The following is a 21,342-nucleotide window of genomic DNA, read 5'->3' on the forward strand; positions in this document are numbered from 1 at the left end:
CGGCGGCCGCCGCCAAGAAGCGCACGACCGGCAAGAGCGCGACCTCCAGGATGGACTGTTCCAAGCCCGTCCGCATCGGATCGGAATGACGGGCGCCGTTGCGTCGGCCGGCGGCATTGCGCAGCGTCGGCCGCCGTTCGGCCAGGCGATCGGCTTCGGGATGGCGTCGGCCGGTTCCGGGCGAACATCGCGGCCGACCGTCACCGCGTACCGCCGCGGCGGCGTACCATGCGCGCTTTCCCACCACGGTCTTCGCCATGACGATTTCGATGTATTCCGCTTCGGTGCCGGTGCTCCGGCAGATGCTCGGCAGCCTGTCGACAATCCTGCAGCGCGCGCAGGAGCATGCCGGCGAACGCGGCATCGATCCGGACGCCTATCTGCAGGCGCGGCTGTTTCCGGACATGTTCCCGCTGCTGCGCCAGGTCCAGATCGCCTGCGATTTCGCCAAGGGCGTGAGCGCGCGCCTGGCCGATGTCGAAGTGCCGTCCTACCCGGACGACGAGCGCGATTTCGCCGAACTGCAGGCGCGCATCGCCAAGACCCTGGCCTTCATCGACGGCCTGGAACCGGCGCTGTTCGAAGGCGCCGAAGACCGCGACGTGGTGCTGCGTCCCGGCACGCCGAAGGAACGCCGCTTCGGCGGCCAGGATTACCTGGTCCGTTACGGCCTGCCGCAGTTCTTCTTCCACGTCACCACCGCTTACGCGATCCTGCGCCACAACGGCCTGGCGATCGGCAAGCGCGACTACATGGGCGAGCACTGAGCGGTTTTTGACCCGGCCGGCGTCTCGACGCCGGCCGCACGGATCTTGGTTCGACCCCGGCATTCGACCGGATGAGCGCAGGTTGCTGCGCGGGCGGTGCGCGAATCGCGGTGAGCGCTTCGGCGAATAGCCCGTCTATCGCGCGCCCTCGCCCCAAACCTGCGCCCTCAACCCAACCCCTCTCCCGCAAGCGGGAGAGGGGCTTATCGAAACACCGATAGCCGCTGCTTCGCTGCCTCTCCCATTGGCGCGAGAGGGGGCATCAAGACGCTCAGGAACCGCCGCCTTGCTCCCTCTCCCGCCTGCGGGAGAGGGCCGGGGTGAGGGCGGTCGCCGGATCGCCGTTCTGCCCGGTCCGGCGATCGCCGCCGCTGCGTCTCAAACGCTGATCCCACCCTCGCGCACGCTGCCGATCCGGTCGGCGCATCCGCTCGTGCGGCAAGCATCGAAGCGCGAATTTTTCGACTCCGGTCGTGCCCCGTCTCGGCCTCTGCGACGCCCTCCTGCGATCATGCTTTCCCGTTGGCGACAGGACGTCGCAACGGGTCCGGAAGCGGCAGGGAAAGCGATCGAGGAACGGTCGCGCAGTCGATCGGCGCAGGGATGCGCTGTCCGGAACGTGCCGTTCAAATCGGCCTGCCGTTCAAGCCGGCAATCCCGTTCTCAACCAGAAGGAGTTGGCATGTTGTCCAAGAGTATCAAGGGGCCCGTCGTGTTGTGCCTGAGCCTGTTCGCGGTCGGCATCGCCGGTGGCGCCCCGAACCCCATGCTGTCGTCGTTGGCGATGTCGGCCGCGTCCTTCGCCGGCGCCGCCGCAGCGGTCGAACGCGGCGTGAGCGACCTGGATCGCTACCGGCCGCTCGCCGCCGCCGACCTGGTCACCAACAGCGTCGACGGCGCCGCCGCTACGGTCGCCCTGCGCGGTTCGATCGGCGATGGCTCGCAGTTGCAATACAGCATCGTCGAAGCGCCCAGTCACGGCGTGGTGCGGCTGCAGGACGGCCGCGCGACCTATACGCCCGATCCGGGTTTCGAAGGCGTCGACACCTACGTCTACCGCGTGCACAGCGGGCAGGCTAGCGTCGATGCGGTGGTCGCGGTGACCGCGATCGGCGGCAGCGCCATGCCGCGCGCCGTGGCGGCCTTGTAGCTCCGCGCATCCGCTCCGGCGCGCTCGCGCCGGGGCCACCGGTACCCCTCGGAAAGGGGTAGGGGAACGGTCGCAGGCGCAAGGCGCGGCGACCGACCGCGCGAACCGGCCCGGGTGCGCACGATGCGCGCCGCGGGTCCGCCGCTCGCCGTGTCGTGGCGGCGAGGGCAGGGACCGCAGCGCCGAGGGCGCGCCGCCGGTTCGCGCCATCCCCGGGGTCGGCCGGTCCGCGGCGCCCGTCGGCCTTGCCGGACGGACGCCGCGGCCGGTGCGGCACCGCGTCGCGCCGCCCCCGCCCAGGGCGCGGCGAGGACATGAGTTGGAAACTTTCATCTCCGTCAGTGATGAAAGCAGGGACGGGCAGGGACGCCCGGCCATCGGCGGCTCCGGCCGTCGCCGTTGCGGACTGGGACCGCGGCGACGACGGTCGGGGCCGGCGATCGCTTGTGGCGCACGCTCCCGGCTCAATGTGCCGGGTGGGACGTGTGCGCTGCGCCCGCGAAGGATCCTGCCGTCGGTCGCGAATCCGCATCCGGGGCTTGCATCGCGCGCCGCCTGCGGTGACGATGCGGCCTCGGCTTGGGGAGGCCTGCGATGGAACTGTTGACGCTGGAACATTTCGCTACGCACGTGAACGAGACCTACTCGGCGCAACTCAACGACGGCGAAGTCCCGTTCGTACTGGTCGAAGCGCGCGCGCTCAGCACCCGGCCGCAACAGGCGATGCGCATGCCGTTCTCGCTGCTGTTCCGCAACGGCTCTTCGTTCCTGTTTCCGCAGCAGACCTATCTGATGCGCCACGATTCGATCGGCGAAATCGGCATCTTCCTGGTGCCGGTCGCGCGCGAGCGCGAAGGCTTCCTGTACCAGGCGATCTTCAACTGAGGCCGTCGCCTCAGGCCGGCGCCTCAGTCCGTGGCGACCGGCTCGCGCGCGCGCCAGCGCATCGCGGCGTGGGTCGGCAGGTTTTCCTCGTGTTCGAAGCCCAGCCGTTGATACAGGCGCCGCGCCGCGTCGTTGCCGTGCTCGACATGCAGGCGCAGGCCGCGTCCCGATGCGGCGGCGTCGTCCTGTGCGGCCGCGATCAGCGCCGCGCCCAGGCCCTGGCCGCGCTGGTTCGCGTCCAGGCCGATATCGACCAGCAGGTGCTCCGGCGCGCGGCGCAGCAGGTATAGCCGCCCGATCGGCGCCGCATCGCGTTCGACGATCAGGAACTGCGCGTCGGCGTAGTAGCGGGTGTAATGCTGGTGCTGCAGGGCGAATTGCTGGTCCAGGAACGCGTCCAGCGCCGCCGCCGGCCAGCCCAGCGGCGCGAACTCCGCGGCGCGCCGCTGGTGGTAATGCCGGCGCAGCCAGGCCATGTCGTCGTCGCGGGCCGCGCGCAAGCTCACGCCCTGTTCCGACACGCTGGCGGCGAGACGCAGGCACGGGCCGCCGCGATGCGGCGGCGGAAACGACAGCGTCGGCGACGGCCCGTGCACCGCGATCAACCGAACGAGGGGAACACGCCCTGCAGGGCGATGCAGAAGTTCATCGCCAGGTAGGGCTGGCGGTTCTCGTGCGGCTGGCCGCCGCCGGCGGGCTGGACCACGGTGGGCGGGAACGGCGCATTGGCCGCGCCGTTGAAGAAGGCCGAAGCCACCGGGCTGCCCAGGGCGTTGCCGACGGCCGGCGACGCCTGCCGCTTGCTCACGTCGTTCTGGTTGTAGATCTGCATCGTGTGGGTGTGTTGCGGCATTTGCTGCGTGGTCAAGGTCACGCTGTTGCTGCCGAAGGTCTCGCCGATGGTGCGGTCGGTCAGGGCCGGCCCCTGGCCTTGCTCGCAGGCGGCGCGATTGGCGAAGTTGGGCAGTTGGAACGTGGTCTGGCCGTTGCCGCCGTACTGAGTGCCGAGCAGCGAGAACAGCGCGGTGTTCTGCTGGATCGCCAGGGTGGCGCCGTTGCAGAACGCCCAGCCGCGCGGCGGGAAGTTGAAGCCGAACAGTTGGATCTGGCCGATGAAAGGTTCGGACATGGTCTTGCTCCTGGTGCTGGCGCGGCCCGCGTGGCGGGCCGGCGCATCAATTCTGCGACGGGAAAATGCCGGCCCAGGCGATGCAGAACTGCACCGTGAGGGTGGGCATGAGGTTGTCGTGCGGCTGGCTGCCCCCGGCCGGCGTGACCGCCGCGGCCGCCTGCGGAATCGGCGGCAGGCTGGCGATGTCGGTCAGGTACATGGTGTCGCCGCTGAGCGCGCCGAGCTCGACCGTCGAGCCGGGCTGATTCGCCGTCGACAGCAGGGTGGTCGCGACCATCGTATGGGTGTGTTGCGGCATCTGGTTCGAGATCAGGGTGACGTTTTCGTTGCCGCCCCTCTGGCCGATCACGTAGGGGCTCAGGCCCTGGCCGTTGCCGAAGTGCACCGGCGCGCGTCCGCGCAGATCGGGCACGGCGAAAGTGGTCTGGCCGTCGCCGCCGTAGGTGGTGCCGAGCAGGACGAACAGGACTTCGTACTCGGAAATCGGGTAGAGGCTGCCGTCGCAGGCAAACCAGCCGGTGGGAACACGGCCGAATCCGAACATGCGGATCTCGCCGACGTAAGGTTCGCTCATGGTGTGGACTCCGTAACGCGAATGCTGAAAGAAAGCCGGACGAACCGGCGCATGGACCGGTGCGTCAGTTGCGCGACGGGTAGATGCCGACCAGGGCGATGCAGAAATTGATGGCGAGATAGGGCTGCAGGTTCGGATGGGGCTGGGTGCCGCCTTGCTGGCTGAGCACGGCTGCCGACAGCGGCACCTGCGCACCGTTGGTGTTGGCGTACATCGACAGGGTGGATTTGGCGTAAAGCGCGTCGCGCGCGGCGCGTACGTTGGCGGTGCCGTCGGTGCCGACCAGGCCGTGGGTGTGGGTCGGCATTTGCGTGCTGAGCAGGGTGACGTTCTCGGTCCCGCCGATCTCGCCTATGTTGTAGGGCGAGGGATTCCAGCCCGGGTCGACCGAGTTGCCGAACCCGACCGGGGTGCGTCCCTGCAGGTTGGGCAAGGCGAAGTTGGTCTGGCCGTTGCCGCCGTACTGCGTCCCCAACAGCGAGAACAGGGCCTGGTTCTGGGCGATCGCCAGAAGCTGGCCGTTGCAGAAGGCGAAGCCTTTCGGAGGGAAGTTGAACCCCCCCATGATGATTTGTCCCAAGAATACTTCTGTCATCTCTTCCCCCGGAGGATGTCGTCCGCCCCCTCTCGGGTCCGGACTGCGGGCCGGATCGGACCGGCCCGCCGCCGCAGGGAGCGGGCGGAGAGCAGGCTGAGCCGGCATGGCGCATGCGCGCCATGACCTGGCTTAACGCAAAGCCGCGGAAAAGGCGGCCGCTTTTCTTGCCGAATTGCGTGTTAGCTCGTGATAGGGGTGCGCCAGGGCTGTCGGGCGCGCGATGCGGCATACAACGCAAGGCGGAACTCCAGCCGGGATCGCCAGGGGACGGCGTCGCGGCGGGGTCGGGGGAACGGCATCATGGATCGGCATTTCGTGCTTGGCGCAGACCGGGCTCCAGCCCGTCATTCGAATCCCGGCGGGCTGTGGAGCGCGCTGCTATGCCTGTGCGGCCTGCTGTCGTTGTGGTCGGGAACGGCTTCGGCCCAATCGGTGCATTGCGCGCCGATGACGATCTCGGTCGCGAACGGCGCCACCCACGTCATCGACGCCAGCGCCTGCGACGGCCCGGACGATGGCGGCATCGGCGGCATCGCCACCCCGCCCACTCACGGTACCGCGACCACCAATGTGTTCGCCCAGACCGTGACCTACACCCATAACGGCAATACCGCGACCAGCGACAGCTTCGCCTTCGAGGACGGCGTCGGCGGCACCGTGGCGGTGACCGTCAACATCGGCGCGCCGACCAGCCCGATCACGGTCACTCCGGCGACCCTGTCGCCGGTGCTCGGCCAAGCCTTCAGCGCGACCATGGGCGCCAGCGGCGGCACCGATCCTTACACCTTCGTCCATACCGCCGGCACCCTGCCGACCGGAATGACCTTCTCGGCCGGGACCTTCGGCGGCACGCCGACCCAGCGCGGCACCTTCCCGATCTCGATCACGGTGACCGATTCGAGCACGCCTACGCCGCTGAGCACGGTCAAGAGCTACAGCATCGTCATCCCGACAGTGGCGCCGACGATCTCGCCGACCACCTTGCCGGCGCCGGCCGTCGGCATCGCTTACAACGCCACCCTCAGCAGCAGCGGCGGCGTGGCGCCCTACACCTATTCGGTGCAGGCCGAGCCCAATCTGCTGCCGCCGGGCCTGAGCCTGGCCAGCACCACCGGCGTCATCAGCGGCACGCCGACCACGACCGGCACCTACACCTTCCGTATCCTCTCCGACGACGACAGCACCGCGCAGGACGGTTCGCCCAACATCGGCAGCCGCCTCTACACGGTTACCGTCGCCGCTGCGCCGACCATCGTCGTCAACCCGACGACCCTGCCCAACGCCACCGCCGCGGTCGCTTACAGCCAGACCATTACCGCCAGCGGCGGCACCGCGCCGTACAGCTTCGCGATCACCGCCGGCACCCTGCCGGCAGGCCTCACCCTGTCTTCGACCGGCAGCCTCAGCGGCACGCCGAGCGCGGTCGGCACCTTCAATTTCACCGTCACCGCCACCGACGCCAACAGCTTCGTCGGCAGCCGCGCCTACAGCGTGGTGGTGGCGCCGCCGAACATCAGCGTCGATCCGCCGACCCTGCCGGCGGCCACCGTCGGCGTGGCCTACAGCCAGGCCCTGAGCGCCAGCGGCGGCAACGGCAGCTACACCTTCTCGGCCCCGCCGGGCACGTTGCCGCCGGGCCTGAGCATCAGCGCCGGCGGCGTCCTGTCGGGCACGCCGACTGCGGGCGGATCGTTCAACTTCATGATCATCGCCGCCGACCAGAGCACCGGCGCCGGCGCGCCGTACACCGGCTCGCGCGCTTACATCTTCACCGTCAATCCGGCGACGGTGACCCTGCCGGCGACCGCCCTGGCCAACGGCACGGTGGCTTCGGCCTACAGCGCTACGCTCAATCCCGCCAGCGGCGGCACTTCGCCCTATAGCTATGCCCTGACCGCCGGCGCGCTGCCGCCCGGCATGACCCTGGCGGCCAGCACCGGCACCCTCAGCGGCACGCCGACCGCGCCGGGCACCTTCAATTTCGCCGTCGTCGCCACCGACTCCAGCACCGGCTCGGGACCGTACAACTCGGCGCCGCGCGGCTACGCGCTGCAGATCGTCGACATCGCGCCGGTCGCCAACCCGGTCTCGGCCACCGTCGCCTACAACGCCGGCGCCACCCCGATCACCTTGTCGATCACCGGCGGCACGCCGGCCTCGGTGGCGATCGGCAGCGCACCGGCGCACGGCACCGCGATCGCCAGCGGCACCTCGATCACCTACCAGCCGACCGCCGGCTACTACGGCGCGGACAGCTTCACCTACACCGCGACCAACGGCGCCGGCACCTCGGCGCCGGCGACGGTCACCATCACCGTCGCCCCGCCGGCGGTCACGGTCACCCCGTCGGGCCCGCTCAGCACCCAGGTCGGCGCCAGCTACAGCGTCAGCTTCACCTGGAGCGGCGGCACCGCGCCCTACGGCAGCTACAGCGCCAGCGGACTGCCCGCAGGCCTGGGCCTGACCGCCACCGGCAGCGACAGTCTCACCATCAGCGGCACGCCGACCCAGGCCGGCAGCTTCACCGTCAATGTCCAGGCCACCGACAGCAGCACCGGCGATGGGCCGTCGACGAAGTCGGAATCGTTCACCCTCACGGTCGGCGCGCCGACCCTGAGCATGACTCCGGCCGCCGGCGCGATACCGATGCCGTACGGCGTCGCCACTACGGTGAACTTCAGCGCCAGCGGCGGCACCCCGACCTACTCGTTCTCGCTGACCGCCGGCGCGCTGCCGGTCGGGGTCAGCCTGTCCTCGGCCGGCGTGCTCAGCGGTACGCCGACGGTACCGGGCCTGTACACGCTGAGCATTCGCGCCACCGACTCCAGCACCGGCACCGGCGCGCCGTTCCAGATCACCCAGAACTACGTGATCCAGGTCGGCGCCCCGACCATCACCATCGACCCGCCGAGCCTGCCCGACGGCACCGCCGGCACCGCCTACAGCGCCAACTTCAGCGCCAGCGGCGGCATCGCGCCGTACAGCTACTCGCTGCTGGCCGGTTCGCTGCCGATCGGCATGAGCTTCAGCTCGGCCGGGGCACTGTCCGGCGTCCCGCGCAGCGACGGCAATTTCAGCATCACCGTGCGCGCCACCGACGCCAACGGCCAGAACGCGGCGGTCGTGCGGACCTTCCGCATCGATCCGGCGACGGTGGTGATCTCGCCGGCGACCCTGCCGAACGGGGTGGTCGGCACCGCCTACGGCCAGAGCCTGAGCAGCAGCGGCGGCATCGCGCCGTACACCTACTCGATCGTGTCCGGCGCGCTGCCGGTCGGAATCGCGTTCTCGTCCGCCGGTACGTTCAGCGGCACGCCGGTGCTGGCCGGCAGCTACAGCTTCACCGTCCGCTCCACCGACGATGCCGGCTACAACAGCACCGTCGCTTACACCATCGTCATCGCCGACGCGGTGCCGGTCGCGGTCGACGACAGCGCCAGCACCCTGGCCAACAGCCCGGTGACGATCAATGTGGTCGCCAACGACACCGGCATCATCAGCTCGATCGCGATCGCCACTCCTGCCAGCCACGGCAGCGCCGCGGTCAGCGGCACCAGCGTGATCTACACGCCGGCCGCCAACTACTTCGGCAGCGACAGCTTCACCTACACCGCGACCGGACCGGGCGGCACCTCGGCCCCGGCGACCGTGACCGTTACGGTCGCGGCGTTGCCGGTGCCGGTCGGCCAGCCGCAGACCGCGACCACCCTGTCGACCACGGCGGTGACCATCGATGCGGCGACCGGAGCCACCGGCAGTCCGTTCACCGGCGTGACCCTGCTGGCGCCGCCGAGCTCGGGCACGGCGACGGTCGACGGAACCCGCATCACCTACACCCCGGCCGCGGACACGGCCGGCGCGATCGTCCTGAACTACACGCTCAACAACGCCTTCGGCCCGTCGGCGCCGATCGCCTCGACCATCACCGTCAACGCGGTGCCGGTGGCGGTGTCGCAGCGGGTGCGCACGGTCGCGGGCGCGGCGGTCGTGGTCGAGCTGACCACCGGCGCACGCGGCGGCCCGTTCACCGCGGCCACCCTGGTCTCGCTGACTCCGGCCAGTTCGGGCACGGCGACGATCGTCGGCTCCGGCGGCGGCTTCCAGTTGCGCTATACGCCGGTGATCGGCTACGCCGGCGTGGCCGTGGCCAGCTTCACGATCAGCAATGCGCACGCGACCTCGACGGTGGCGACGATCGAAATAGAGGTCGCCCCGCGCAGCGATCCGTCCAAGGACGCCGAAGTGCTCGGCCTGCTCGGCGCGCAAACCTCGGCGGCGCGGCGTTTCGCCAATTCGCAGATCGGCAACTTCCAGCAGCGCATGCAGGGGCTGCACGAAGGCGGCGAGAACGGGGCGCGTTTCGACAACGGGCTGAGCTTCTCGATCGATTCGCGCTGCCGCGACGAAGCGCGCCGCACCCCGGGCAGCGATTGCCGTCAGGCCTTGCTCGGCGACGACGCCGCGACGATGCAGGAACCCGCGCCGGTGGCCGGCAGCGGCAGCCGTTACGGCGTGTGGACCGGCGGCACCATCAACAGCGGCAACCGCGACGGCCGCAGCGGCTCGGCCGGCTTCGATTTCGAGACCAGCGGCATCAGCGCCGGCGCCGACGTGCGCCTCAGCGATGCCTTCGCCCTCGGCGGCGGCATCGGCTACGGCCGCGACGACACCGACGTCGGCCAGCGCGGCAGCCGCAGCGAGGCCGAGAGCTACAGCCTGGTCGGCTATGCCAGCTACCACCCGGGCAAGACCTTCTACCTCGACGGCCTGCTCGGCTATCAGTGGCTGTCGTTCGACACCCGCCGCTACGTCACCGACACCGGCGGCATGGTGCGCGGCTCGCGCGACGGCAAGCAGTGGTTCGGTTCGGTCTCGGCCGGCTTCGAGCACCAGCGCGACCGCCTGCGGGTGACCCCGTACGCGCGCCTGGACATCGCCCGCGCGCGCCTGGACGGCTACACCGAGCACGGCGACCCGCTGTATGCGCTGCACTATCGCGACCAGGACGTCGACACCACCACCACCAGCCTGGGCCTGCGCATCGACTACCGCTACGACATGAGCTGGGGCCGGTTGTCGCCGCGGGTGCTGCTGGAGTACCAGCACGACTTCGAGGACGACAGCATCGCGACGATGAGCTACGCCGACATGGTCGGCGGGCCGTTCTACCGCGCGCGCATCCTCGGCCTGGACCGCAACCGCTACGTGTTCGGTCTCGGCGCGGTGCTGCAGGGCGAACGCGACTGGGCGCTGCGCTTCGAGTACCGCGGCCTGTTCGGCAGCGGCAACGACGACGATCACAGCTTCCTGATCAACTTCGAGAAGAAATACTGAGGCGCCGGCGGGCGCGGCCACGGCCGCGCCCGTCGCCAGGGCAGGGCGGGGCGGCCCACGGCGGCCGCCGAAGTGCCAAGATGGGGGCCCGCGCCACTGCGTCCCCGCCGCGATGTCCGACTCTTCTCCCCCCTCCGCCGAACGCGAGCCCGCACGCCTGTCCGACGCGGCCCTGGCGCAGTTGCCGCTGCAACTGCCCGAGGAACTGCGCGGCGCGCTGGAAGCCGCTTATGCGGCGCCGCCGCGCGCTTACCACAACCTCGGCCATGTCGCCGAAGTGCTGGGCCATTACGCCGACGTCGCCGCCGGCCCCGGCTGGCGACAGCCGGTCGAGGTCGCGCTGGCGGTGCTGTACCACGACGCGATCTACCACGCCGGCCGGCGCGACAACGAGGCGCGTTCGGCGCAGTTGGCGCGCGAGCATATCGCGCGCTGGTTGCCGCAGGCCGGCATCGATGCCGACCGCGTCGCCGGACTGATCGAGCTGACCGCGCGCCACGGCGCGATCGCGCGCGAGGACGTGGACGAGGAAGCCCGGCTGTTCCTGGACGGCGACATGGCCATCCTCGGCGCCGCGACCGCGCAGTTCGACGCTTACGATCGCGGCATCGCTTCGGAGTACCGCGGCCACGTGCCGGGGCCGTTGTTCCGGCTCAACCGCAGGCGCTTTCTCAAGGGCCTGCTCAAGCGCGAGCGGATCTTCCTCAGCGACTACTACCACGCCCGCTACGATGCGGCGGCGCGCAACAACCTGCGCCGCGCCGTCACCACCAAGCGTTGAGGCCGCCGCAGCGGAGCGCGCGCCGGTCGGCGCACAAGAAAGGCGCGCCCGCAGGACGGGCGCGCCCGGAGGGGCGACCGGTTCGCGGTCGCCGGGGCCGCAGCGCCCGGCAAGGACCGGCCGGGGCGCGCGGAACGTGACGGGCAGGGAGGCGGCGCTTACGCCCTCAGGCGGCCCAGCGAGCCGTCCAGCACGCGCTGCAGCTTGCGCGCCGCGCCGCTGATCGCCGCGCGCATGGTGTCGGCATCCTCGGTCGCGGCCACCGGCGGCCGGCCTTCGAGGCGGGCTTCGATGGTGCAGTGCTTGTCGCCGCCGCCGGACTTGGCGCCGTTGACGTCGCGCAGATGCACTTCGACCCGGGTGACCTGGTCGCGGTAGCGACCCAGGCTGTGATCGACCACGCCTTCGACGTGTTGGGCGAGCGATTCGTCGCCGCGCAGGTGATGGTCGGTGTTGAGCTGAACCTTCATGCAGACGCCTCCTTTGGCGCAGTGAGAGGGCGAAGCCGCCGCCCCTGCGGCGGCTTCTCGCACGGTCCGCGCATTCGCGTTGCGGCCATGCCCTAAGTCCGACCGGGGATGCCGCGGAAGGTTCTCGCGGCGTTCAGCTTCGGCCCAGGCGGAACATGCGAGCCTCGCGGATCGGCTGCGCGGGCCGGAGCCCGATTCGGCAAAGACGGCCGCAAGGGCCGGACGCCAGGGGCGGGCGTCCGGGCTGGGCGTCCGGGTTGAAACGGCGCCCAAGGTAGAATGGACCGATGATCGTCAATATCGCCGCCTACCATTTCGTCGCCATCGCCGATCCGCCGGCGTTGGCCGCGCGCCTGCGCGAGCGGGCGCAGGCGCTGCAGCTGCGCGGCACCGCCCTGGTCGCGGAAGAGGGCATCAACCTGTTCCTGGCCGGCACGGCCGAGGCGATCGAAGACTTGCTGGCCGAGCTGCGCGCCGATCCGCGCTTCGCCGATCTGATCGTCAAGTACAGCCGCAGCCGCAGCGCGCCGTTCGCCCGGCTGAAGGTCAAGCTCAAGCGCGAGATCATCGCTTTCCGCCGCGACGGCGCCTCGCCGCTGCAAGAGCGCGCTCCGGCGGTGTCGCCTCAGACCCTGGCGCGCTGGCTCGACGCCGGTCGCGACGACGCCGGCCGGCCGGTGGTGTTGCTGGACACGCGCAATCGCGAAGAGATCGGCTACGGCAGCTTCGCCGATGCCTTGACCCTGCCGATCGACAACTTCACCGACCTGCCCGAAGCGCTGGCGCCGCACCGCGCCGCGCTCGCCGACGCCACCGTGGTCAGCTTCTGCACCGGCGGCATCCGCTGCGAAAAGGCGGCGTTGTGGCTGCGCGCCGACGGCATGGACAATCTGCTCCAGCTCGACGGCGGCATCCTCGGCTATTTCGAGCAGGTCGGCGGCCGCCACTACGACGGCGGCTGCTTCGTGTTCGACGAGCGGGTCGCCCTGGATCCGCAGCTGCAACCGCTGCACGACGCCGCGGCCTGACCGTTTCGACGGATTTCGCGACTTTTACCGTTTCTTACAAACTATTAACCCGGCCACGCCGGGCGAACGGTTAGTCTGCGCGTTCGTGTCGCGCCTGCGCCTTCGCGCCGGCCTCCCCCGACGACGCGCCGCGAGCGGGCGGCCTGCGCAACGGCAGGCGCCCGCGCTTGCATCAGAACGAGGATTTTCGATGAACCGACGCTCGCTTTCCGCCCTGTCCGCGCTCGCGCTCGCGCTCGCCGTCGCGGCGCTCGCCGCGTGCAGCCAGGGCGCGCCGGTCAATACTGCCGCCCCGCAGGAAACCACCGCACCGCCGCCGCCGGCACCGCAGTCGGTGCCCGATCCGGCCGCCGACCCGGGCACCCGCGCCTCGCCGCCGGTGCTGACTCCGGTCGCGCTGGGCACGTTCGAACCCGGCAACCCGCTGGCCGCGGCGATGACCGGAAAACTGACCATCGACGATCTCGAGCTCAAGGGCGAGAACGGCGCGCTGTACAAGACCGAGCGCGTCGCCCTGGTGCGCGGCGGCGACCAATACGCCGCCGGCGAAACCTATGGCGCGGTCATGCAGGTCGAGGCCAGCCAGGCGATCGAGTTGCGTCGGGTGATCGAGCAGACGCCGCCGGAAAAGGCCCCGGCCAATGCCTATTGCGGCACCACCCCGACCGGTTTCATCGCCCTGGCCAAGGTCAGCGAGGCCGGCGGCGACGTGATCAAGCTGATCGCGCTGCAGGGCAGCGACCTGCCGGCGGCGACGTCGCAGGGTGTGGGCCTGTGCGCGTCGATGTTCTATATGGGCAAGGCGCAGGAGAAGGCCGCGGGTTGAGCGGCCTTGGCGTTGCGCGATCCAAGCTTCGAGCGCTCGGGGCTTCGGCTGCGGCGCTCCCGTACACCGCTGCGGATGTCGCGGCTCACGCCGCTCCTACAGGAGACCGCGTCGCCAGCAGGCGGCGGGCGGCGGCGTCGCCGGCGATCAGGCCGCTGGCGAAACAGGCGGTCAGCAGGTAGCCGCCGGTCGGCGCTTCCCAATCGAGCATTTCGCCGGCGCAATACACCGCGTCGGCTAGCCCTTGCAGCCGCAGTTGCGCGTCCATCGCCTCCAGGCGCACTCCGCCGGCGCTGCTGATCGCCTCGGCGATCGGGCGCGCGCTGCGCAGGCGCAGCGGCAGGCGCTTGATCGTGCGCGCGACCGTGGCCGCGTCGTCCAGGCCGTGCTTGCCGAGGATCTCGAACACCAGCGCGGCCTTGACTCCGTCCAGCCCGGTCTGCCGGCGCAGGTGCTCGCCGACGCTGCGGCCGCGCCGCGGTTGGGCGAAATCGCGTTGCAGTCGCTCCAACTCGCGCCCCGGAGCGAGGTCCAGCTCCAGCACGCTGTCGCCGTGCGCGGCGATGGCGTCGCGCAGCCGCGCCGACAGCGCATAGATCAGGCTGCCCTCGATGCCGCCGGCGGTGACCACGCATTCGCCCTGCAGCGCCTGTTCGCCGTCGGCGTCGCGCCAGTGCGCGACCACCGGCTTGAGCGGCGCGCCGGCATGGCGCGAGGCGAAATGCTCGCTCCAGCCGATGTCGAAGCCGCAGTTGGACGGCAGCAGCGCGGCGACGTCGATGCCGCGCTCGCGCAGCGGCGCCACCCAGGCGCCGTCCGAGCCCAGTTCCGGCCAACTGCCGCCGCCGAGCGCGAGCACGCTGGCGGCCGCGCGCGCATGCACCTCGCCCTCGGGCGTGTCGAAGCGCAACGCGCCGTCTTCGGCCCAGCCGGTCCAGCGGTGCTGGACATGGAAGCGCACGCCGTCCTCGCGCAGCCGGCGCACCCAGCCGCGCAACAAAGGCGCGGCCTTGCGGTCGAGCGGGAACACCCGCCCCGAGCTGCCGACGTAGGTATCGACGCCGAAGCCGCGCGCCCACTCGCGCAACGCGTCGGCGTCGAAGCGGTCGAGCCAGCGGCCGACGGCTTCGGCGCGCGCGCCGTAGCGGCGGTCGAACGCCGGCCGCGGCTCGCAGTGGGTGAGGTTGAGCCCGCCCTTGCCGGCGATCAGGAACTTGCGCCCGACCGAGCCCTTGGCCTCGAACAGGTCGACCTCGACCCCGAGCGCGCGCGCGGTTTGCGCCGCCATCAGGCCGGCGGGGCCGCCGCCGACGATGGCCAGGCCGGGCAGGGTACGGGAGGAAACGGCGGACATGCGGCGGCAGCGGTGCGGGGGCCGGATAGTATGCCGCGCCGGCGATCCGCCCGTTCCGACCCTGGCGCGGCGGCGCGGCATCGCCCACAGTGCGGATTGCATCCGCGGAACCCGACCATGCCCCGATCCGACTGGAAGACCCAAGGCGCCGGCCTGCTGCTGTGCCTGAGCGCGAGCGCCGCCGCCGTGCCCGCGACGGCTCGGCCCGCTGCCGACCAGCCCGCTGCCGAGCCGGCGCCGCTGCCGGAGCAGTTGCGCGACTTCGACGCCTATGTCGAAGGCGTGCGCCGCCAGTTCGAGGTGCCCGGCATCGCCGTCGCCATCGTCAAGGACGGCCGGGTGGTGCTGGAACGCGGCTACGGGGTCCGCGAGCTTGGCAAACCCGACACCGTGGACGCCCACACCCTGTTCGCCATCGCGTCCAACACCAAGGCCTTCACCGCCGCCGCGCTGTCGATGCTGGCCGACGACGGCAAGCTGAGCCTGGACGACCGGGTCATCGACCATCTGCCCTGGTTCCGCATGGCCGACCCTTACGTGACCCGGGAAATGCGCCTGCGCGACCTGCTCGCCCATCGCAGCGGCCTGGGCCTGGGCGCCGGCGATCTGCTGTACTGGCCGGGCACCGATTACAGCAACGAGGAAGTGGCGCGGCGCCTGGCCGAAGTGCCGCTGAGCGGCGGCTTCCGCGCCCAGTACGCCTACGACAACATCCTCTACGGCGTGGCCCAACTGGTGATCGAAAAGGCCAGCGGGCAGAGCTATCGCGAGTTCCTGGCGCAGCGCATCTTCCGACCGCTGGGCATGGACGAGACGCGCTACAACAGCGATGCCTTGCGTTCTGGCGACAAGGTGTCCAGCGGTCACGCCAAGGCCGATTTCAAGGATCTGCAACCGGCGCCGCGGATGACCTGGGCCAATGTCGCCGGCGCCGGCGGCCTGTATTCCAGCGTCCACGACATGAGCAAGTGGATGCGGGTCCAACTCGACGGCGGCGTGTACGCGCGCAGCGGCGACAAGGAGCAGCGCTTGTTCAGCGCCAGGCGCCAGCAGGCGATGTGGTCGGTGGTGACGCCGATGCCGATCGCCGAGCCCTCGGTGCCCGAGCTGGCCGCGGTGAAACCGAACTTCGCCGGCTACGGCGAGGGTTGGCAACTGACCGATTACCGCGGCCGCAAGCTGGTCTGGCATACCGGCGGCTGGCCGGGCATGGTCTCGCGGGTGACCCTGGTGCCCGAGCACAAGCTCGGCGTGGTGGTGCTGACCAATGCCGAACTGGCCGGAGCGTTCCAGGCGGTGACGATGCGCGCGCTGGACGCCTACCTGGACGCGCCGCGCACCGACTGGAACGCGGCGTATGCGGCGGCCCTGGCCAAGAGCCGCAGCAAGGCCGACGACGACTGGGCCAAACACCTGGCCGCGCGCGCGCCGGACTCGCGTCCGTCGCTGCCGGCGGCGGGCTATGCCGGCACCTACCGCGACCCGTGGTACGGCGACGTGCGCATCGAGGCCGCCGCCGACGGCAAGCTGCGCCTGCGTTTCAGCCGCACCGCGGAACTGGTCGGCACGCTCGAGCACTGGCAGCACGACAGCTTCATCGTGCGCTGGGATCGTCGCTGGCTCAACGCCGACGCCTTCGTCAATTTCGCCCTGACCGAGGACGGCAAGGTGCGCGAGTTGCGCATGGAGGCGGTGTCGCCGCTGACCGATTTCAGTTTCGACTTCCAGGACCTGCGCTTGAGTCCGGTCGCGGCGTCCGGTTCCTGAGCGCTATCTAGCCCCGTCGCTGCGTCTTTGTCCTGTACCCCTGTAGGAGCGGCGCGAGCCGCGACCGCCATCTCGCCCGTTCGCCGCGTCTTTGTCCTACGCCCCTGTAGGAGCGGCGTAAGCCGCGACCGCGATGCTTCGGTCTCGCGCCGTTTGTCGTTCGGAGGCTTCGAAGGCTTCAAAGCCTCAAAGCCTCAAAGCAAAGCTTCCGTCCGCAAGCGGCCGGGTCACTTTCTTTGTCCAAGGCGACAAAGAAAGTAACCAAAGAAAACGCCATAACTGTTTCGAATCAAAAGCCACTATGGGACGCAGCTTGCGCGGGGCTGCTCCGCACAGGCCATCCATGGCCTGGCTGCGCACGGCCCGCATCCTTGCGGGCCGCCCTCCGGGGCTTCAGGGCGTTCTCGCGAGGCCGGTTCTGCGCCAAGCTCTTCACGGCAACGGCAACGGCAACGGCAACGGCAACGGCAACGGTCGGCGTTCGGCGTTCGGGGCTTGGGGGTAGGAGCGGCGCCAGCCGCGACCGCGTTGCTGCGGTCTCGCGCCGGTTCCGGCGGGGCCGCAGACGCCGGTCCCGACCATCCGTCCGGCCGGGGTAGGGGGGCGCGTCGCCGCTGCGTTCAGTAACCAGGACGGATCGCCGTCGACCCGCCGCTTCTTCTCCAGGGGAGCGGCGGATGCTTGTGGTGCGTCGCGGGACCGTGCCCGCCGCGCCACTTATGGCCCCGCATCGCGGCGCTACGCGGTGCGGGGCCTTTCCTTGTCGCCGCCGCTCATTCCCAGGCCGCGGCGCCGTCCCGCGGCTGCAGCCGTTCGGCGAGGAAATCCAGGAAGCAGGCGATGCGCGAGGCCAGTTGGGTGTTGCGGTAGTACACCGCGTTGATCGGCTGGCGCACGTCCAGGGTCTGCTCGGCCAGCAACTGCACCAGCTCGCCGCAGCGGCGATCCTCGCGGGTCATGAAATCCGACAGGCAGACGATGCCTTCGCCGGCCAGGGCCAACTGGCGCAGGGTCTCGCCGCTGGAGGCGTGCAACTGCGCGGCGATCTCGAGTTCGGCGCCGTGCGCGTCGCGCAGCGGCCAGCGGTTCAAGGTCGCGGTCGGGGCGAAACCGAGCAGGCGGTGCGCGGCCAGTTCGGCGACGCTGCGCGGTTCGCCGCGGGCTTGCAGATAGGCTGGGCTGGCCAGCACGCGCAGGCGGCTGCTCGGCAGCGGCCGGGCGTGCAGGCTGGAGTCGGCCAGGCGGCCGATCCGGATCGCGACGTCGGTGCGCTGTTCGATCAGGTCGATGATCCGGTCGTTGCTGTCGAGCTCCAGCTCGATCTGCGGATAACGCTCGCCGAACGCGCCGATCAGCGGCACCACCACGTGCAGCATGAACGGCGAGGCCGCATTGATGCGCAGGCGCCCGGCCGGTTGCTGGCGGCGCAGCGCCATGTGTTCTTCGGCGTCTTCGACCGAGGCCAGGATCGCGCGCGCGGGCCAGAAAGGCCTCGCCTTCCTCGGTCAGTTCCAGGCGCCGGGTCGTGCGCCGCAACAGGGTGGTGCCGAGCTTGTCCTCGAGCCGGCTCAGCGCGCGGCTGACCCCGGACACGGTCTGCGCCAGCGATTGCGCCGCGGCGGTGATCGATCCGGTGTCGACCACGGTGGCGAAGGCCTGCAGTTCTTCGAGGGCGATCTTCATCGTCCGCATTCTAGGCACAGGACGCGCGGGCGGGCGGAGCGCAGTGACCGGGTTCTCAGCCCGCTAACGGCGCCGCGGGCATGCTGGCGGCACGCTGCGAACCAGGAGAATCCGCATGATCCGAGCGCTGCGACGGCTGGCGCCGCTGTGCGCCGCCCTGGCCCTGTGCGCCTGCGGCGAATCGGCGAGCCTGCAGGTGTCCGACGGTACCGGCCCGCGGCCCAGGCTGCCGGCGCCGAACCGGACCACGATCCCGACCGTCAACATCGCCCCGGCGGTGGGCTGGCCGGACGGCGTCGCGCCGACCGCGGCCGCAGGCCTGGCGGTGAACGCCTACGCTACCGGCCTGGACCACCCGCGTTGGCTGCACGTGCTGCCCAACGGCGATGTGCTGGTCGCCGAAAGCAACGCGCCGGCGCGCAAGCGGTCCGGCCTGAAGGCGTGGATCGCCGGCAAGGCGATGAAGCGCGCCGGCGCCGCGGTGCCCAGCGCGGACCGGATCAGCCTGTTGCGCGACGCCGACGGCGACGGCGTGGCCGAACTGCGCACGGTGTTCCTCAAGGGCCTGCATTCGCCGTTCGGCATGGCCCTGGTCGGCGAAGATTTCTACGTCGCCAATGCCGACGCGGTGTGGCGGTTCCGCTATCGCGAAGGCGCGACCCAGATCGCCGAGGCGGGGACCAAGATCACCGACCTGCCGGCCGGGATCAACCATCACTGGACCAAGAACCTGATCGCCAGCGGCGACGGGCGCAAGCTCTACGTCACCGTCGGCTCCAACAGCAACGTCGGCGAGAACGGCATGGAGATGGAGGCCGGCCGCGCCGCGATCTGGGAACTCGACCGCGCCAGCGGCCAGAAGCGTCTGTTCGCGACCGGGCTGCGCAACCCCAACGGCCTGGCCTGGGAGCCGCAGACCGGCGCGCTGTGGACCGCGGTCAACGAGCGCGACGAGATCGGCAGCGACCTGGTGCCCGACTACGTCACCTCGGTGCGCGACGGCGGTTTTTACGGCTGGCCCTACAGTTACTACGGCCAGCATGTCGACGTGCGGGTCAAGCCGCCGCGGCCGGACCTGGTGGCCAAGGCCCTGGCGCCCGATTACGCGCTCGGCCCGCACACCGCTTCGCTGGGCATCGCGTTCTCGCACGGCACGCGTTTGCCGGAGCGCTATGCCAACGGCCTGTTCGTCGGCCAGCACGGCTCCTGGAACCGCAAACCCAAGAGCGGCTACAAGGTGATCTACCTGCCGTTCCGCGACGGCCGCCCGGACGGCGCGCCGCTGACGGTGCTGGACGGTTTCCTCGACGCCAAGGAGCAGGCGCGCGGCCGCCCGGTCGACGTGCGCCTGGACCGGCGCGGCGATCTGCTGGTCAGCGACGACGTCGGCAATGCGGTGTGGCGGGTGACGGCGGCGCGTTGAACGCTTCGCCGCTCGTCCGGCTCAGTCGCAGCCGTCGCGGCGGCCGTCGAACAGGGTCTGGGCGATCGGCGGCCGGCGCGGCCGCAGCGGGCCCAGGCCGTCGATGCTCAGGTGCAGGCGCTCGTCTTCGACTTCGATCCGCAACCGTTGCGCGCCGGCGCTGGCGCGGTACTCCAGAGTGGTCGCGCCCGACGCCGCATCCGCCACGGCCCGGCCGGCGCCGAGCACGCGGACGAAATCGATCCGGGTGCGGGTTTGCTGGACCAGGCCTTGCGGCGCGGAGCCGCCGGCATCGGCGGCCGGCGCGGCGCGGGTCAGGCTGGCGCGTTCGCCGTCGCGCGAGAATTCCAGTTGCAGGCGGCGGTCGGGATCGTCGCCGTCGGCGCGCTGGATCTGTCCGCCCAGCCAACCCGGGCGATCGTGGTCGGGCAGCAGCCGCAACAGGCGCGTGGCCTTGCCGTCGGGTTCGACGCGCTGGATCCAGCAGCCGCGCACCCGGTCCAGATCGGCGGCGGGCGAGGCGGCGGGCGGCGCCGCTGGGCAGGCCGACGACAGCGCAAACAGCGCCGCGACGGCGGCGACGGAACGGGGTGGGGACATCGCGGCGCTCGTTGGGAACCGGACCAGTGCGTCACCTTAAGCCGGCGCCGCGCGCTTGTCGCGCTGCGGCCTGGGTTCGCTCAGGCGCCGCTCAGCGCCGCGGGACGGCGGCACTTGGTCGCGACCGCCGCGGCGCTTAAGCTCGGACGCGAAATCGGCAACAGCGGAGGCGATGCATGAGCGTGGTGGCGATCCTGGTCTTGGCGGCCGGTCTGTATCTGGCCTTCAAGCTGGTCGGGTTCCTGCTCAAGGCGGCGATGTGGGGCGTGGTCGCCGCGGCCCTGTACTGCCTGGCGGCGCCGTCGCTGGGCTGGCCGCTGCCGTGGTGAGCATCCGCGCGGTGCCGTAGTTCTTTTCCCGAACCAGGACGGTAGGCCATGAACGACAGTATCGATTCGACGCACAGCTACGACGCGCAGGACACCCAGGATCCGATTCCCTTCGAATGGCAGCAGGACGTGCAGGACATCGGCCGCCTGGTGCGCGCGGTCTACGCCTGCATTTCCGGCCCGGCCGGCGCGGCGCGCGATTGGGCGCGTTTCCGCTATCTGCAGCATCCGCGCGCGCTGTCGTTGCGCACCGTGGTCGAGGCCGACGGGTCGACCCGCGCGGCGGTCTTCGATGTTGAAACCTATATCGCCGACGTCGCGCCGCTATTCGCCGGGCATGCCTTCTACGAGGTCGAGACCGACCAGCGTATCGAACGCTTCGGCCAGGTCGCCCACGTCTGGAGCAAGTACGAGGCGCGGCCGGCGCCGGATTCGCCGGTGCTGCTCAAGCGCGGCGCCAACAGCATCCAGCTGTGCCACGAACACGGCCGTTGGTGGGTGTTCTGCACGGTCTGGGACAACGAGCGCGACGGGTTGCGCTTCGACTTGTTCTGAGGCGCCGCCCGCGGCTTTGCCGAATGTGGCGCCGAGCGATCGATCGGCGCCGCATCGGCAACACTGCGTATCCGGATACGATCCGC

Annotated in this window: 18 protein-coding genes and 1 pseudogene; 11 read left to right on the plus strand and 8 right to left on the minus strand. The window is 70.6% G+C overall.

Annotated features, from left to right (window positions below):
* Positions 1-257: 257 nt before the first annotated feature.
* From K4L06_RS15950 to K4L06_RS15960, 3 genes are all read left to right on the plus strand, one after another.
* The gene (locus tag K4L06_RS15950) at positions 258-767 is read left to right on the plus strand and encodes a DUF1993 domain-containing protein (protein WP_221672337.1); all 510 of its coding nucleotides are present in this window, start codon (positions 258-260) and stop codon (positions 765-767) included.
* Between the two features lie 682 nt (positions 768-1,449).
* The gene (locus K4L06_RS15955) at positions 1,450-1,917 is read left to right on the plus strand and encodes an Ig-like domain-containing protein (RefSeq protein ID WP_221672338.1); all 468 of its coding nucleotides are present in this window, start codon (positions 1,450-1,452) and stop codon (positions 1,915-1,917) included.
* A 594-nt stretch (positions 1,918-2,511) separates the two neighbouring features.
* Positions 2,512-2,802, plus strand: coding sequence for a hypothetical protein (locus K4L06_RS15960; protein ID WP_221672339.1), 291 nt, complete (start codon positions 2,512-2,514; stop codon positions 2,800-2,802).
* Positions 2,803-2,825: 23 nt separating this feature from the next.
* On the opposite strand, the gene K4L06_RS15965 is transcribed toward K4L06_RS15960, so the two are convergent.
* The 4 genes from K4L06_RS15965 to K4L06_RS15980 all read right to left on the minus strand — a co-directional run bounded on the left by K4L06_RS15965 (position 2,826) and on the right by K4L06_RS15980 (position 5,103).
* Positions 2,826-3,308 carry a GNAT family N-acetyltransferase gene (locus K4L06_RS15965; protein ID WP_343225772.1) on the minus strand — a complete coding sequence of 161 codons (483 nt, stop codon included), beginning with the start codon at positions 3,306-3,308 and terminating at the stop codon, positions 2,826-2,828.
* A 95-nt stretch (positions 3,309-3,403) separates the two neighbouring features.
* The gene (locus K4L06_RS15970) at positions 3,404-3,931 is read right to left on the minus strand and encodes a tail fiber protein (RefSeq protein WP_221672340.1); all 528 of its coding nucleotides are present in this window, start codon (positions 3,929-3,931) and stop codon (positions 3,404-3,406) included.
* Between the two features lie 46 nt (positions 3,932-3,977).
* A complete protein-coding gene (locus tag K4L06_RS15975) occupies positions 3,978-4,508 on the minus strand; it encodes a tail fiber protein (protein WP_221672341.1) in 531 nt (176 codons plus the stop codon).
* Between the two features lie 64 nt (positions 4,509-4,572).
* On the minus strand, positions 4,573-5,103 hold the full coding sequence (locus K4L06_RS15980; protein WP_221672342.1) for a tail fiber protein: 531 nt from the start codon (positions 5,101-5,103) through the stop codon (positions 4,573-4,575).
* Between the two features lie 450 nt (positions 5,104-5,553).
* Here K4L06_RS15980 and K4L06_RS15985 point away from each other — a divergent pair, with 450 nt between their 5' ends.
* A complete protein-coding gene (locus tag K4L06_RS15985; RefSeq protein ID WP_221672343.1) occupies positions 5,554-10,440 on the plus strand; it encodes a putative Ig domain-containing protein in 4,887 nt (1,628 codons plus the stop codon).
* Positions 10,441-10,552: 112 nt separating this feature from the next.
* Positions 10,553-11,221: a hypothetical protein gene (locus K4L06_RS15990; protein WP_255595168.1), complete on the plus strand. Its 669-nt coding sequence runs from the start codon at positions 10,553-10,555 to the stop codon at positions 11,219-11,221.
* Positions 11,222-11,379: 158 nt separating this feature from the next.
* Here K4L06_RS15990 and K4L06_RS15995 read toward each other — a convergent pair whose 3' ends face one another.
* Entirely contained in the window at positions 11,380-11,691 is a 312-nt protein-coding gene (locus K4L06_RS15995; protein WP_221672344.1) for an HPF/RaiA family ribosome-associated protein, read from the minus strand.
* Between the two features lie 287 nt (positions 11,692-11,978).
* On the opposite strand from K4L06_RS15995, the gene K4L06_RS16000 reads away from it, so the two are divergent.
* Complete coding sequence (locus K4L06_RS16000) at positions 11,979-12,719, plus strand: sulfurtransferase (RefSeq protein ID WP_221672345.1); 741 nt, start codon at positions 11,979-11,981, stop codon at positions 12,717-12,719.
* A gap of 190 nt (positions 12,720-12,909) precedes the next feature.
* Positions 12,910-13,545 (plus strand): hypothetical protein, encoded by a 636-nt coding sequence (locus K4L06_RS16005; RefSeq protein WP_221672346.1) that lies wholly within the window; start codon positions 12,910-12,912, stop codon positions 13,543-13,545.
* A gap of 85 nt (positions 13,546-13,630) precedes the next feature.
* On the opposite strand, the gene K4L06_RS16010 is transcribed toward K4L06_RS16005, so the two are convergent.
* Positions 13,631-14,899 (minus strand): TIGR03862 family flavoprotein, encoded by a 1,269-nt coding sequence (locus tag K4L06_RS16010; RefSeq protein WP_255595169.1) that lies wholly within the window; start codon positions 14,897-14,899, stop codon positions 13,631-13,633.
* Positions 14,900-15,016: 117 nt separating this feature from the next.
* On the opposite strand from K4L06_RS16010, the gene K4L06_RS16015 reads away from it, so the two are divergent.
* A complete protein-coding gene (locus tag K4L06_RS16015) occupies positions 15,017-16,666 on the plus strand; it encodes a serine hydrolase (protein ID WP_221672348.1) in 1,650 nt (549 codons plus the stop codon).
* Positions 16,667-17,439: 773 nt separating this feature from the next.
* On the opposite strand, the pseudogene K4L06_RS16020 reads toward K4L06_RS16015, so the two are convergent.
* Positions 17,440-18,349, minus strand: a pseudogene (locus K4L06_RS16020) (LysR substrate-binding domain-containing protein).
* 115 nt (positions 18,350-18,464) lie between these two features.
* Here K4L06_RS16020 and K4L06_RS16025 point away from each other — a divergent pair.
* Positions 18,465-19,772 (plus strand): sorbosone dehydrogenase family protein, encoded by a 1,308-nt coding sequence (locus K4L06_RS16025; protein WP_221672349.1) that lies wholly within the window; start codon positions 18,465-18,467, stop codon positions 19,770-19,772.
* Positions 19,773-19,793: 21 nt separating this feature from the next.
* Here the strand turns inward: K4L06_RS16025 and K4L06_RS16030 are convergent, their stop codons facing one another.
* Positions 19,794-20,372 (minus strand): hypothetical protein, encoded by a 579-nt coding sequence (locus tag K4L06_RS16030; RefSeq protein ID WP_221672350.1) that lies wholly within the window; start codon positions 20,370-20,372, stop codon positions 19,794-19,796.
* Between the two features lie 176 nt (positions 20,373-20,548).
* Between K4L06_RS16030 and K4L06_RS16035 the strand changes: the two genes are divergently transcribed.
* Both K4L06_RS16035 and K4L06_RS16040 read left to right on the plus strand, forming a co-directional pair.
* Positions 20,549-20,701 (plus strand): hypothetical protein, encoded by a 153-nt coding sequence (locus tag K4L06_RS16035; protein WP_221672351.1) that lies wholly within the window; start codon positions 20,549-20,551, stop codon positions 20,699-20,701.
* Between the two features lie 48 nt (positions 20,702-20,749).
* Positions 20,750-21,256 (plus strand): hypothetical protein, encoded by a 507-nt coding sequence (locus K4L06_RS16040; RefSeq protein WP_221672352.1) that lies wholly within the window; start codon positions 20,750-20,752, stop codon positions 21,254-21,256.
* Positions 21,257-21,342: the final 86 nt, after the last annotated feature.

It is taken from the genome of Lysobacter sp. BMK333-48F3, from assembly GCF_019733395.1.
Lineage (GTDB): Bacteria > Pseudomonadota > Gammaproteobacteria > Xanthomonadales > Xanthomonadaceae > Lysobacter.

What these genes read in the sequence shown, in the direction of transcription:
- K4L06_RS15970 (WP_221672340.1), bottom strand. Translation starts at nt 3,931, where the DNA reads ATGTCCGAACCTTTCATCGGCCAGATCCAACTGTTCGGCTTCAACTTC.
- K4L06_RS16030 (WP_221672350.1), bottom strand. Translation starts at nt 20,372, where the DNA reads ATGTCCCCACCCCGTTCCGTCGCCGCCGTCGCGGCGCTGTTTGCGCTG.
- K4L06_RS16035 (WP_221672351.1), top strand. Translation starts at nt 20,549, where the DNA reads ATGAGCGTGGTGGCGATCCTGGTCTTGGCGGCCGGTCTGTATCTGGCC.
- K4L06_RS16015 (WP_221672348.1), top strand. Translation starts at nt 15,017, where the DNA reads ATGCCCCGATCCGACTGGAAGACCCAAGGCGCCGGCCTGCTGCTGTGC.
- K4L06_RS15950 (WP_221672337.1), top strand. Translation starts at nt 258, where the DNA reads ATGACGATTTCGATGTATTCCGCTTCGGTGCCGGTGCTCCGGCAGATG.
- K4L06_RS16040 (WP_221672352.1), top strand. Translation starts at nt 20,750, where the DNA reads ATGAACGACAGTATCGATTCGACGCACAGCTACGACGCGCAGGACACC.
- K4L06_RS16025 (WP_221672349.1), top strand. Translation starts at nt 18,465, where the DNA reads ATGATCCGAGCGCTGCGACGGCTGGCGCCGCTGTGCGCCGCCCTGGCC.
- K4L06_RS15975 (WP_221672341.1), bottom strand. Translation starts at nt 4,508, where the DNA reads ATGAGCGAACCTTACGTCGGCGAGATCCGCATGTTCGGATTCGGCCGT.
- K4L06_RS15985 (WP_221672343.1), top strand. Translation starts at nt 5,554, where the DNA reads ATGACGATCTCGGTCGCGAACGGCGCCACCCACGTCATCGACGCCAGC.
- K4L06_RS16000 (WP_221672345.1), top strand. Translation starts at nt 11,979, where the DNA reads ATGATCGTCAATATCGCCGCCTACCATTTCGTCGCCATCGCCGATCCG.
- K4L06_RS15960 (WP_221672339.1), top strand. Translation starts at nt 2,512, where the DNA reads ATGGAACTGTTGACGCTGGAACATTTCGCTACGCACGTGAACGAGACC.
- K4L06_RS15980 (WP_221672342.1), bottom strand. Translation starts at nt 5,103, where the DNA reads ATGACAGAAGTATTCTTGGGACAAATCATCATGGGGGGGTTCAACTTC.
- K4L06_RS15990 (WP_255595168.1), top strand. Translation starts at nt 10,553, where the DNA reads ATGTCCGACTCTTCTCCCCCCTCCGCCGAACGCGAGCCCGCACGCCTG.
- K4L06_RS16005 (WP_221672346.1), top strand. Translation starts at nt 12,910, where the DNA reads ATGAACCGACGCTCGCTTTCCGCCCTGTCCGCGCTCGCGCTCGCGCTC.
- K4L06_RS15995 (WP_221672344.1), bottom strand. Translation starts at nt 11,691, where the DNA reads ATGAAGGTTCAGCTCAACACCGACCATCACCTGCGCGGCGACGAATCG.
- K4L06_RS16010 (WP_255595169.1), bottom strand. Translation starts at nt 14,899, where the DNA reads ATGTCCGCCGTTTCCTCCCGTACCCTGCCCGGCCTGGCCATCGTCGGC.
- K4L06_RS15955 (WP_221672338.1), top strand. Translation starts at nt 1,450, where the DNA reads ATGTTGTCCAAGAGTATCAAGGGGCCCGTCGTGTTGTGCCTGAGCCTG.